This is a genomic window from Mesorhizobium huakuii (assembly GCF_030160235.1).
Classification (GTDB): Bacteria; Pseudomonadota; Alphaproteobacteria; order Rhizobiales; family Rhizobiaceae; genus Mesorhizobium; species Mesorhizobium huakuii.
On sequence record NZ_BSNY01000035.1, the window covers coordinates 19,191 to 31,209 of the forward strand.

Genomic DNA, 12,019 nt, shown 5'->3' on the forward strand with positions numbered 1-12,019 from the left:
GAACGAAACAATCGCGGGCCAGGCTGCGGCCTTCCGTCCGTGCCGGCCTTCCCTGATTTCCTCGGTTCGCCTGCCGCAAGCCGCTGCCCTGCAGCCTTTATCCTCGAGGCGTAGCAACCAAGTCGTCAAGTTGTTAACAATTCGTGCAGCGTGGCGCGGATAGTGTTGATCCGCAGCAACTTGAGAAGTGGGCCGTTCCATTGCGCAATATTCCTACGCAGGCAATCGATTTGCAGCTTGTCATTTACAATGACGACCAGACACCGTGGGAGTTTGTCGTCGATCTCATTCGCTCGGTCTTCGACCGATCGGAAGCGGAGGCGGAAGCTTTTGTCGCAACAGTGACGCAGCAGGGAAAGGCCGTATGCGGCAGCTATCCGATCGCGATCGCCAAGGCGATGCTGGATACGGCGCAGCAGCGCATCAAGGCCGCCGGTCACCCGCTTCGCATAACCGCCGTTCCTGGCGGAACCGAAGGCGCCAGCGACCCTCCGGCACAGGCTTCGCGCAACAAGAAGTTCAAATATGCCCATGAAGCGATCGCCTGGCATTTCGCGGGACTGGCGCATGACGAGGTCATCGCAACGTCGCGCCAGTTTCCGGGCCATATGCGCGCCGACGTGCAGGTGGCGCTCAACAAACTGTTCTCAGCCTCGCCTGTTCGCTTCTTCGGTCTCTACGAGCAATATCGCTACGAGACGCTGACCTATGCCGCGTTGACAAAAGAAGGACAGCACGCCGTCACCATCTCGGCCGCGCAATACCAAGATGTCGACATCGGCGAGAGCGCGCCGATAAAGTGTCTCGGCAACGGCTTGTGGCTCGACCGGGACGGTGATCTGCACTACGCGGTCGTGCTGTCCTTTCACCGCGAATACGGTCGCGAGTCCGGAACCTGCGTCGAGATTGCCGTGCCGGCCGGCGAGGATGGCGTGGCCCTGGTGGATCGCTGTTTCTCGCAGCTGGAGGCTGCCATCAATGCCGCGCGATCCTACCGCGGCAAGGTTCTTTCGCTCGAAACGGAAGGGGATTATCAGGGCCGCTCCAAAGGCGTCATGGTTCATAGCCTGCCGCACGTACGGCGCGAGGCGATCATCCTGCCGGAACAGACGCTGAAGCTTCTCGACCGCAACGTGATCCGGTTCATCGAGAGCCGGGAAGCGCTGAGACGGCTTGGGCAATCGACGCGCAAGGGCATCTTGCTCTACGGCCCGCCGGGCACCGGCAAGACGCACACCATTCGCTACCTTGCCGCGAATCTCCCTGGCCATACGACACTCATCATAACGGCGGGCCAGATGGGCCTTCTGCCGCAATATATGACCCTCGCGCGCCTGTTGCAGCCGGCGACGGTGGTGATCGAGGACGTGGACCTCATTGCCCGCGACCGCGAGACCATGGGGGGCCCGTGCGAGGAATCCCTCCTCAACACCTTGCTCAACGAGATGGACGGCTTGAAGGACAATGCCGACATCCTGTTCATCCTGACAACCAACCGGCCCGAACAACTTGAAGCTGCGCTTACGGGGCGGCCAGGGCGTATCGACCAGGCCATCGAGGTGCCGCTGCCGGATGACGATTGCCGGGAAAAGCTGGTGCGCCTCTATGGCGGCGGGTTAAAACTTTCCGACAAGGTCGTGGGGGAGGCCGTGGCGCGCACGAGGGGCGTCAGCGCGGCGTTCATCAAGGAACTTATGCGCCGTACCGCCCAAACGAGCATCATGCGGGGTGGCGAAGAGACTGTGACCTCCCAGGATCTCGCCGAAGCCCTGGACGACATGCTGTTCACGGGCGGCCGGCTCAATATCAGGCTGCTTGGCGGGGCAATCGACGGTCATCAGGCTGCCGAGCCGAACTCATGATCCCGGATTCGCAGTCTGCCGTTACGCCTGATCTCGCCGGCACGGAGCGTCGTGGCTTGAAACGCCTCCGTCTATCGCCCATCGCGATTTAACCGCCCAGAACGCGAAAAAGCCGCGGCGGACCGCGGCTTTTCGATGCTTGATTCCCCTTGAGGAAATTGGAGCGGGTGAAGCGATTCGAACGCTCGACCCCAACCTTGGCAAGGTTGTGCTCTACCCCTGAGCTACACCCGCTCACACGGCGTCTTGGCCGCAAGCCGGGCCTATATGGCTTAAGAGCGCGGCGATTGCAACAGGGAAATCGCAGGCTTTTTTCAACACGCCAAACGATGCCGGCAAACCGCCCGCAACGCGCGGATTTCATCAGCCTGTCGTGCGATGGCCTTGTGTCGGCCACCGCATTGGCCGTAAACGGCAAGGCGGAAAAAACCACGAAGAAGACAATCGATGCCGAAGACCGAAGCCGAACTTTTTGCCTTTCTCGCCGAACTCGGCATTGCCGTTTCGACGAAACGCCACCCGCCGCTCTATACGGTCGCCGATTCGCAGGCGCTGCGCGGTGAGATCGCCGGCGGGCACACCAAAAACCTGTTCCTGAAGGACAAGAAGGACAATTTTTTCCTGGTCACCGTCGGCGAGGACGCGGTCGTCGATCTCAAGCAGATCCACCAGCTGATCGGCGCCGCCAGCCGTGTTTCCTTCGGCAAGCCGGAGATGCTGATGGAGCTTCTGGGCGTCTCGCCGGGCGCCGTCACCGTCTTCGGCGTCATCAACGACACGGCCAACCGCGTCAAGCTGGTGCTCGACGAGGATTTGATGGCGCATGCCGTCATCAACGCCCATCCGCTGACCAATGAGGCGACGACATCGATCGCCGCGGCCGATCTCGTCAGATTCGTCGAGGCAACCGGGCACGATGCTGCTATCTTGAAAGTCTCGGCTTGATCGCCACATGCATGGCGAAACCGACTTCCAATGACATGGCGCCGGCCCGCTGGCCGGCGGCGCGACCGAAAGGGTGACGAGATGAGCGACAACAAGCCGTTTGGCGGGTCATTCGGCAGCAGTGGCGGCCAGTATGCCACCACCGTTCAGTATGGCGGAACGGCAGCCGCGCCGGCGAAGGTCTCGCTTGGCGATGCCGCTGTCACTGCCGATGTCATCAAGGACACCACGACCGCCGCCTTCGCCGCCGACGTCATCCAGGAATCGCGCCGCCAGCCGGTGCTCGTCGATTTCTGGGCGCCGTGGTGCGGCCCCTGCAAGCAGCTCACGCCGCAGCTGGAAAAGGCGGTTCGGGCCGCCGGCGGCAAGGTCAAGCTGGTCAAGATGAACATCGACGATCACCCCTCGATCGCCGGCCAGCTCGGCATCCAGTCGATTCCGGCGGTCATCGCCTTCAAGGACGGCCAGCCGGTCGACGGCTTCATGGGCGCCATCCCGGAGAGCCAGATCGCCGAATTCATCACCAAGGTCGGCGGCAAGGGCAATGGCGCTCCGGCCGTGGCCGAGGCGCTGCAGGCTGCGACCGAGGCGCGCGAGGCCGGCGACATGCAGACCGCCGCCGACATTTTTGACGCCATCCTGGCGCAAGCGCCGGAAACGATCGAGGCGATCGCCGGGCTGGGCGAGCTGCTGTTCGAGGCTGGCGACACGCAAGGCGCCGAGGCGTTGCTGGCAACGGCACCCGAGGCCAAGAAGGACGCGCCTGCTCTCGCCGCCTTGCGCGCCAAGATGGCGCTGGCCGCGCAAGCGGCGGAACTGGGCAATCCGGCCGAGTTCGAGCGCCGCCTGGCCGAAAACCCCAAGGACCATCAGGCGCGTTTCGACCTGGCCATGATCCAGAACGCCAGGGGCGAGCGCACGGCGGCGGCCGACAACCTGCTGGCCATCATCAAGGCCGATCGCGGCTGGAACGAGGATGGCGCCAGGACGCAGCTGCTGCAGTTCTTCGAAGCCTGGGGCATGACGGACGAGGCGACGCTGGCCGCGCGGCGCAAATTGTCGGCGCTGCTGTTTTCCTGAGCCGGCGGCTGTTTCGTCGCACGGACTTGTGGTCGGCGGCGGCCGCGCCAGATTAGGAAGCTGACTTCGGCCAAGCCGACGATCCCGGCGGCGGACGGCGCAAGAAGTCGATCGGAGGAATGTGGTGCAAGCGGGAAACGCGCATTATCGGCTGGCCAAGGATCTGCCGTCGACGATCCCGATCTTTCCGCTCGAGGGCGCGCTTTTGCTGCCGGGCGGCCGCATGCCGCTCAACATCTTCGAGCCGCGCTATCTGCAGATGGTGGACGAAGCGGTCGGCGGCTCGCGGCTGATCGGCATCATCCAGCCCCGTCTCGACGGCGCGCTGCGCGAGGACGGCGAGCCGGAACTGTGCAATGTCGGCTGCGCCGGCCGCATCATCGCCTTCTCCGAAACCGGCGACGGCCGTTACCTGATTTCGCTGCAGGGCGTGTTCCGCTTCCGCATCGCCCATGAACTGACGGTCAAGACGCCGTTTCGCCAGGCAAAGCCGGCGCCCTTCCTCGCCGATCTCGATGACGATCCGGCGGCCAACGAGATCGACAGGCCGGCGCTGCTCAAGGCGTTTCGCGCCTATCTGCAGGCCAATGATCTCGAAGCCGACTGGGAAAGCGTCAGCCGCGCCGAAAATGCCATGCTGGTCAACGCGCTGTCGATGATGGCGCCCTACGGTCCGGCCGAGAAACAGGCGCTGCTCGAAGCCGCCGACCTGAAGACGCGGGCCGAAACGCTGATCGCCATCACCGAAATGGCGCTGGCGCGCGAGAATGAGGACTTTGGTTCGAGCCTGCAGTAAGATATGCGGATATTCAAGTGATGCCGGCCTGCAAATGGCGGCTTCCGGTGCTCACGTACGAAAGTACGCTCCGCTCCGGTTCTCGGAAGCCACCATTTTCGACTCGGCCTACCTGGATCTCAGCACATCTTCGATAGTTGGTAGGAGGCAACATAGTGGCGGCGGATGGGCGTGACGGGAAGAGGATCGATGTCGATCCCAAGCTGCTGGAGCTTTTGGCCTGCCCGCTGACCAAGGGGCCGCTGGCCTGGGATCCGGAGCGCGGTGAACTGATCTCGCGGGTCGCCAAGCTCGCTTATCCGGTGCGCGACGGCATCCCGATCATGCTGCCCTCCGAGGCGCGGACGCTGTCGGCGGAGGATGTGCTGGCGCCGCCGAGGCTGAGTGGGCCGGCGTAAGAGGCGGTGTCATTCATCGCGTCGTCATCCCAGGGCGGAGCAGCCGCGCAGCGGCGTCGTGGAGACCCTGGGATCCATGCCGCGACGTATGTGACGCGCGAAAACGGGCCAGAACCAGGTGCATTTCTTCCCACGGTAGAGACGCAATTCTGGACCGTGGCACTCTTCGGTTGATGTCGCGGCATGGATTCTCGGGTCTGCGCGACGGAGCTTCGCTCCTGCTCCACCCGTGGATGACGAAGCCGCGTGTGGCGCTGCCTACTGAAAATTACGGCCCTTGGGCATGACCTGTTCCGCTTCTTCCGACAGCATTGCAATATCCTGCCCGATCGGCGCGTTGCGTGGCGTGGGTCGGCTGTCGCGATCCGTGGCTGGATGGGAGGCACCCGGCATTCCTGCCCCGCTGACCTTCTCCAGCAGCACGGTCAGCCAGGGCGTCAGATCCTCGATCTTTTCGGCGACGATATGGATGACGCCGGATTCCGACTGCAATTTCCCGGTCACCTTGACGAAGCGCGCGCCCATGACGATGGGCCGGAAGCGGGTAAAAGTCCGCTCCCAGAAGATGACGTTGGCGACCGCCTTGTCGTCTTCCAGCGTCAGGAAGATCGCATTGCCCTTGCCGGGGCGTTGGCGCACCAGCACGAGGCCGGCGACGGAAACGCGCCTGCCGTCGCGCTGGGATGGCAGGTTGGCATTGGGCGTGACGCCGGCGCGGTCGAGCCGCTCGCGCAGGAAGGCGACGGGATGGGCCTTCAGCGACAGGCCGAGCGAGCGATAGTCGTGGATGACATGCTCGCCGAGCGGCATTTTCGGCAGCTTCGTCTCCGGCTCCAGCTCGCGCAGGCGCAGCGCCGGCTGGTCGAACAGCGGCAGCTTTTCGGCCGCACTCCTGGCGCCCAGCGCGCGCACTTCCCAAAGCGCGGCACGGCGGTCGAGGCCGATCGAACGAAAGGCATCGGCCTGCGCCAGCCTCTCGATCTCGTCGACATCGAGGCCGGAGCGCAGCCAGACGTCACGGACGGTTTCGTAGCCTGAACCGCGTCGCGAGACGAATTGCTCCATGCGTTCCTTGGAAAGTCCCTTGATCTGCCGAAAGCCGAGCCGCACGGCATGGTTTGTCTCGATGACACCACGCATATCGGCATGGCGCGGCAGGATGCGGGCCGGATCGAACGGCGTTTTTTCCAGGGTGCAGTCCCAGACGGAGAAGTTGACGTCGACCTCGCGGATGTCGACGCCATGGTCGCGCGCGTCGCGCACCAGTTGCGCCGGCTGGTAGAACCCCATCGGCTGCGAATTCAGGATCGCGGCGCAGAATACGTCGGGATAGAAGGTCTTGAACCAGCAGGAGGCATAGACGAGCAAGGCGAAGGAGGCGGCGTGGCTTTCGGGAAAGCCATATTCGCCAAAACCCTCGATCTGCTTGAAGCAGCGCTCGGCGAAGTCCTTGGTGTAGCCCTTGCCGACCATGCCATTGATCATTCGGTCGCGGTAATTGCCGATGGTGCCGGTGCGCTTGAAGGTGGCCATGGCGCGGCGCAGTTCGTCGGCCTCGCCCGGCCTGAAGCCGCCGGCGACGATGGCGATCTTCATCGCCTGTTCCTGGAACAGCGGCACGCCGAGCGTCTTGCTGAGAATCGCCTCGAGCTCCGGCTTCTGATATTCGGGTTTTTCCTTGCCTTGCCGGCGGCGCAGATAGGGATGCACCATATCGCCCTGGATCGGGCCTGGCCGCACGATCGCCACTTCGATGACAAGGTCATAGAAATCCTTTGGCTTGAGCCTTGGCAGCATCGACATCTGGGCGCGCGATTCGATCTGGAAGACGCCGAGCGTGTCGGCGCGGCCGATCATGTCGTAGACGCGCTTGTCTTCCGGCGGCAAGGTGGCGAGCACATAGGGTTGGCCATAGGGATCCCGGGCTTCTGGATAGTGGTCCGTAAGCAAGGTGAAGGCGCGCTGCAGGCAGGTCAGCATGCCGAGCGCCAGCACATCGACTTTCAGGATCTTCACCGCGTCGAGATCGTCCTTGTCCCATTCGACCATCTTGCGCTCGTCCATCGCCGTCTTGACGATGGGGACGATCTCGTCGAGCCGGTCCCTGGTGATGACGAAGCCGCCGACATGCTGGGAGAGGTGGCGGGGAAAGCCCATGATCTCATTGGCCCGTTCCATCACATGGCGCGATGTCGGGTCGCTCCGGTCGAGGCCGCCGGCGCGGGCTTCCTTCTCGCCGAGTTCGGAGGTCGACCAGCCCCAGATCGAGCCGGACAGGGATGCCCGGACATCCTCCGACAGGCCCATCGCCTTCGACACTTCGCGCAGCGCCGAGCGGCCGCGATAGCTGATGACGGCGGCGGCGAGCGCGGTGCGCTTGGAGCTGTATTTCTCGTAGATGTACTGGATGACGGTCTCGCGCTTCTCATGCTCGAAATCGACATCGATGTCGGGCGGCTCGTTCCTCTCCTCGGAAATGAAGCGCTCGAACAGCGTGTCGATCCGGTCCGGCCCGACTTCGGTGATGCCGATGCAGAAGCAGACGATCGAATTGGCGGCCGAGCCACGCCCCTGGCAGAGAATGTCCTGGCTGCGGGCGTATTTGACGATGTCGTAAACCGTCAGGAAATAGCGGGCGTAGTTGAGGCGTTCGATCAGGGCGAGCTCTTCCTCGATGCGCTTGATCACCGAGTGAGGCACGCCCGAGGGATAGCGCCTGGCCGCCCCCTCCCGCGCCAGCCTTTCCAGCTCTGCCTGCGGCCCGAGGCCGGATTCCGTCGGCTCGTCGGGGTAATTGTACTGGAGGTCGCTGAGCGAGAAACTCAGTTCCTCGGCGAAGCGCAGGGTCTCGGCCAGCGCCTGCGGATGCCTGCGGAACAGGCGGGCCATCTCCAGTGGCGGCTTCAAATGGCGCTCGGCATTGGCGCTGAGTTCCAGCCCGACCTCGGCGACGGGCGTGTTGAGGCGGATCGCGGTCAGCACGTCCTGCAGCGGGCGGCGTTCGGCGGTGTGGTAGAGGACATCGTTGGTCGCCATCAGCGGGATGCCGGTAACCTGGGCCAACGCGGCCGCCTGCTCGATGCGGAAACGGTCATTGCCCGCATAACAGGGCGAGACACCAAGCCGCAGGGCCTTGCCGAAGCGGTCCTTGAGCTGGCCAAGCAGTGCAATATCGTCTTCAGCGCCCGCCGCCAGATCGGGCAGGACCGCCAGCGACATCAGATCCCCCCATTCGAGCAGATCGCCGCGCCGGAGAAGGGTGGCGCCCTTCTCGGTCTCGTCGCGCAGATTGGCCTGCGTGAGCATGCGGCACAGATGCCCCCAGCCCGCGCGGTTCCTGGGATAGGCGAGAGTGTCCGGCGTGCCGTCGCCAAAAACCAGCCGGCAGCCGGGATGATAGGCAAGCTTTTCGACCTTCGCCTGCTGCCAGGCGCGCACCACGCCGGCCACCGTGTTGCGGTCGGCAAGGCCGATCGCCGAGAAGCCGAGCTGCTTGGCCGCGACCACCAGCTCTTCCGGCTTGGAAGCACCGCGCAGGAAGGAGAAATTCGACTGGATGCCGAACTCTGCATAGGGAATGACGGTCAGCGCGTTCATGCGAAGACCCCGTGCATGAACCAGCGCGGCGCGGCTTGCGAGCCGCCGTAAAGCCCTTGCCGGTAGAGCCAGTAGCGGCGGCCTTCGGCATCCTCGATGCGGAAATAGTCGCGTGTCGATGCCGCCGCGTCGTCGGGTGCCTCGCGCCACCATTCGGCGGCGATGCGTTCGGGACCCTCGGCGCGGGTGACACGGTAGAGCGCGCGTCGCCAACGGAAATTGAGCGGCGGTCCCTCCGGCATTTCGGTGGCCGGCACGTCGATGGGCTCGGGGGCGCGGAACAGCCGGATCGGCCGTTCCGGCGGAAAGATGGTTTTGGGCGCCTGCATCTTTTCCGGTCTTTTCGGCGGCGTGGTCCGGCGCGGCGCCTCGCTGAAGGGGACGATGGCGACGGCGCGCTCCGGCAGATGGCTTTCCACCGCGACCGGCTGCAGCACGGCGCCCTCGCCGAGCCGGGCGCGGATGCGGTCGGCGAACAGCGCGATGTCGGCGCCGTCATCGGTCACCTCGCCCGTCAGATCGGCCTGCGCCATGTCGAAGGCGGCCGCCGCCAGCACCGAAAGCCGCACCAGGTCGAAGCCGTAACCGGCATCGATGTCCTGATCGAGGGCGGCCAGCCTTTCATGGAACAGCTTCTGGATCAGCTGGGGATCGCGCATCGGCCGCGAGGTGCCGAGCGCGATGCGGCTGACGGCGCCGTCGACACGAAAGAGCAGCAGCGCCAGCGTCCGGGCGCCCTCGCCGCGGCGTTCGAGATCGCTCTTCAAGGTCGTTGCCAGCAGGCCGACCAGGCGTTCGATGTCCTCGGTCAGGGTGACGGGTTCGGCGAGATGGCGTTCGACCGAAAGCGGCGCCACGGGAAGGCGCGGCGAGACCGCCTCGTCGAGACGGCCAAGCGCCTGGTCGAGGCGCAGCAGCAAGGTTGCGCCGAAGCGGCGGGCAAGCGGCGCGCGCGGCGCCGCCATGACGGCGCCCGCCGTGCGCAGGCCGACACTTTCCAGGCTGGCGCGGGTTTCCGGCGCTATGCGCAGTGCGGCGAGCGGCAGAGGCGCGAGCAGCGCTTCCTCCTCGCCTGAAACAACGATGCGGTCGCCGCAAAAGCGGGCCGCCGCCCAGGCCGCGCCCGGCGTCGGGGCAAGGCCGGCGCGGACATCGAACCCTTGCTGCAGGAAGCGCCACAGGATGTCGTCCAGCATGGCGCGTTCGCCGCCGAACAGATGGGTGCAGCCGGTGACGTCGAGAAACAGGCCGTCCGCCCCGTCCAGCGCCACCAGCGGGGTGTAGCGGTCGCACCAGTCGGCAAGGCCTTCGAGCAGGCGCCGGTCCGCCTCCGGATCGGCCTCGACAATGTCGATCGAGGGATGCATGGCGCGCGCGTCGGCAATGCCCATGTCGCGCTTCAGGTGCAGCGCCTCAGCCCGCTCGTCGAGGGCTGAGATGCGCTGGGCGTTGCCCTGGCGGTGGCTGATCACCAGTGGCGGATGAGATGGCGTCGGATGATCTTGGGGCCGGGAACGCCAGGACCGCCCCAGACGCTGCCGCAGGATCCTTTCGGCCGCCAGATAGGGAAACCACAGGGACAGGATTCTTTGCCCGTCTCTCTTCGCCCCTTCTTTCGTCGAATACGCGTTCATCGGGGTTCCACTCCAGTGTGAATTGTCCAGGCAGGGCCGTGCGGCTCTTGCCGATGCTGATGGTGAAGGTCGGGCGGCCGATCGATCCGGCGAGCGGTCCGGCGACGGTTTCGCGCGGCACGGCCGGCGCCGGCGAGACGATGAGGCGGACAGGCGCCGCCGTCGGTTCGGGTTCGGCCGCCTGCCGCAGCAGGAATACGGGGCGGCCCGCACTTTGCGCCCGCGCATGCAGCCGTCGCGTCGCGGTCAGGTCGAGCCGTTGCGGATTGCCGCGGATTTCGAGGATGACGGCGGCGAGCGCCGTCATCCGCGCGGCTTCCTCGGCGACCCACAGCGCATCGACGAGCTTCGGCGCCTCGGAAAACAGCAATTGTCTCGGTTCGATGCCGAAGGAGACCTGCAGTCCCCTGGCATAGGGAAAGCCCGCCTCGCGGAAGATTTCCGTGGTGCCGATCCACAACACCGGCAGCCCTTGCGCCTGCTTGAGGATCAGGCTGGTGAGCGACAAGGCAAAGCCGGCGACGGCTCCGGCATCGCGGGTTTCCAGGCCATGGATTTCGCTGAGCGCCGCTTTCGGCAGCCCACCGCTCAGGGCGGCATCGAGGGGTTCGACGCCGATCGGCAGGAAGGCGTCCGGCAAGGCCGCGGCAAGACCGCGCCGCACGATCGTGAGATCGGCATCGGCGTCGGCATCAAGCGGCGCCCCAACCGGCGCCTGCAGGCGCTCGGGCAGCGTTCCCTCGATCTTCGCGATCTGGCGGCGCAGGGCAAAAACAGTCTCCCGCGCCACGGCTGATATCGCCATGACGGTCAGTGTCCACTCACAATTGTTCCTGTTATGTTCTCTAGGATTCCAGAGCCGACCCGAAGAGTCAAGGAGAGTCATAAGGAATTTATTCCTGCAAACCCTGTGCGGTGTGGGCGTATCGGCCGCATCGTTTGCCTCGACCGGTGCGAAAGCCTATATGCCGGGATCAAAGGACAAAGCATGGCCCGCATCTACAAGACCCGCACCTGGCATGGCGAACTCGCGCCCTCGATGGAGGAGATGGAGTTCCTGGCGCTGGAGGCGTATGCCCATCTGCCGGAGGATTTTCGCAAGCTGACCGGCGAGATCGTCATCCAGATCGCCGAGTTCCCGACCGACGAGATCATGGACGATCTGTCGCTGGAGACGCCGTTCGACCTGCTCGGCCTGTTCGAGGGCCGCGGCATCGCCGAACGCTGGAACCCGCAGACCGGCGAAGGTCCGAACCGCATCACGCTCTACCGCCGTGCCATGCTCGACTACTGGGCCGAAAACGAGGAAACGCTGGGCGACATCGTCACCCATGTGCTGATCCACGAGATCGGCCATCATTTCGGCCTGTCGGATGATGACATGGAGAAGATCGAGGAAGCGGCTGAGTAGGCTCAGAGACGCCGCCATTCCTCAGAGTTGATGACGAAGAGAGAAGGCAGCCGGCTCCTACCAGTCGCTGAGCTTGGTGTCCGGCCCATATTCCTGGCCGTCGACATCCTTCACCACCGCCTGGCCGCAACGCATGGTCTTGGCCTTCTTGTCGTAGGCGTAGGTCGGCGAGCCGAACAGGTGCCAGCCCTTGTTCAGCGCCGCCGTCACCTTGTGGCAAAAGCTGGCGTCGTCCGGGCCGGTCAGAAAGCGGTAGAGTTTCATGTCTCAAGTCCTGTCGTAATTGCCATAGCCCG

Annotated in this window: 10 protein-coding genes and 1 tRNA gene; 6 read left to right on the forward strand and 5 right to left on the reverse strand. The window is 64.7% G+C overall.

All coding sequences use genetic code 11. The annotated features are described in order from the left end of the window. Window positions 1-143 precede the first annotated feature (143 nt). The gene (locus QQK95_RS18825; RefSeq protein ID WP_284275423.1) at window positions 144-1,862 is read left to right on the forward strand and encodes an ATP-dependent Clp protease adaptor ClpS; all 1,719 of its coding nucleotides are present in this window, start codon (window positions 144-146) and stop codon (window positions 1,860-1,862) included. 159 nt (window positions 1,863-2,021) lie between these two features. On the opposite strand, the gene QQK95_RS18830 is transcribed toward QQK95_RS18825, so the two are convergent. Then, window positions 2,022-2,096: transfer RNA gene (locus tag QQK95_RS18830), tRNA-Gly, on the reverse strand. Between the two features lie 213 nt (window positions 2,097-2,309). Between QQK95_RS18830 and QQK95_RS18835 the strand changes: the two genes are divergently transcribed. The 4 genes from QQK95_RS18835 to QQK95_RS18850 all read left to right on the forward strand — a co-directional run bounded on the left by QQK95_RS18835 (window position 2,310) and on the right by QQK95_RS18850 (window position 5,081). After that, a complete protein-coding gene (locus tag QQK95_RS18835; RefSeq protein ID WP_284275425.1) occupies window positions 2,310-2,807 on the forward strand; it encodes a prolyl-tRNA synthetase associated domain-containing protein in 498 nt (165 codons plus the stop codon). 81 nt (window positions 2,808-2,888) lie between these two features. Continuing rightward, window positions 2,889-3,887: a thioredoxin gene (trxA, locus tag QQK95_RS18840; protein ID WP_284275426.1), complete on the forward strand. Its 999-nt coding sequence runs from the start codon at window positions 2,889-2,891 to the stop codon at window positions 3,885-3,887. 124 nt (window positions 3,888-4,011) lie between these two features. Continuing rightward, on the forward strand, window positions 4,012-4,683 hold the full coding sequence (locus tag QQK95_RS18845) for an LON peptidase substrate-binding domain-containing protein (protein ID WP_284275429.1): 672 nt from the start codon (window positions 4,012-4,014) through the stop codon (window positions 4,681-4,683). Window positions 4,684-4,838: 155 nt separating this feature from the next. Beyond that, window positions 4,839-5,081: a Trm112 family protein gene (locus QQK95_RS18850; protein WP_284275431.1), complete on the forward strand. Its 243-nt coding sequence runs from the start codon at window positions 4,839-4,841 to the stop codon at window positions 5,079-5,081. 258 nt (window positions 5,082-5,339) lie between these two features. On the opposite strand, the gene QQK95_RS18855 is transcribed toward QQK95_RS18850, so the two are convergent. Genes QQK95_RS18855 through QQK95_RS18865 form a run of 3 tightly spaced genes read right to left on the reverse strand, consistent with a single transcriptional unit; the run spans window position 5,340 to window position 11,117 of the window. Beyond that, the gene (locus tag QQK95_RS18855) at window positions 5,340-8,678 is read right to left on the reverse strand and encodes an error-prone DNA polymerase (protein WP_284275434.1); all 3,339 of its coding nucleotides are present in this window, start codon (window positions 8,676-8,678) and stop codon (window positions 5,340-5,342) included. Continuing rightward, complete coding sequence (locus tag QQK95_RS18860; RefSeq protein ID WP_284275437.1) at window positions 8,675-10,150, reverse strand: DUF6504 family protein; 1,476 nt, start codon at window positions 10,148-10,150, stop codon at window positions 8,675-8,677. Before QQK95_RS18860 ends, QQK95_RS18855 begins: the two co-directional genes overlap by 4 nt. Continuing rightward, entirely contained in the window at window positions 10,092-11,117 is a 1,026-nt protein-coding gene (locus tag QQK95_RS18865) for an ImuA family protein (RefSeq protein WP_284275438.1), read from the reverse strand. The genes QQK95_RS18860 and QQK95_RS18865 overlap by 59 nt, the downstream gene beginning before the upstream one ends. A gap of 183 nt (window positions 11,118-11,300) precedes the next feature. Here QQK95_RS18865 and QQK95_RS18870 point away from each other — a divergent pair, with 183 nt between their 5' ends. Continuing rightward, window positions 11,301-11,723: a metallopeptidase family protein gene (locus QQK95_RS18870; protein ID WP_032932314.1), complete on the forward strand. Its 423-nt coding sequence runs from the start codon at window positions 11,301-11,303 to the stop codon at window positions 11,721-11,723. A 57-nt stretch (window positions 11,724-11,780) separates the two neighbouring features. Here the strand turns inward: QQK95_RS18870 and QQK95_RS18875 are convergent, their stop codons facing one another. Beyond that, window positions 11,781-11,987 (reverse strand): DUF1737 domain-containing protein, encoded by a 207-nt coding sequence (locus QQK95_RS18875; protein ID WP_027047555.1) that lies wholly within the window; start codon window positions 11,985-11,987, stop codon window positions 11,781-11,783. Window positions 11,988-12,019: the final 32 nt, after the last annotated feature.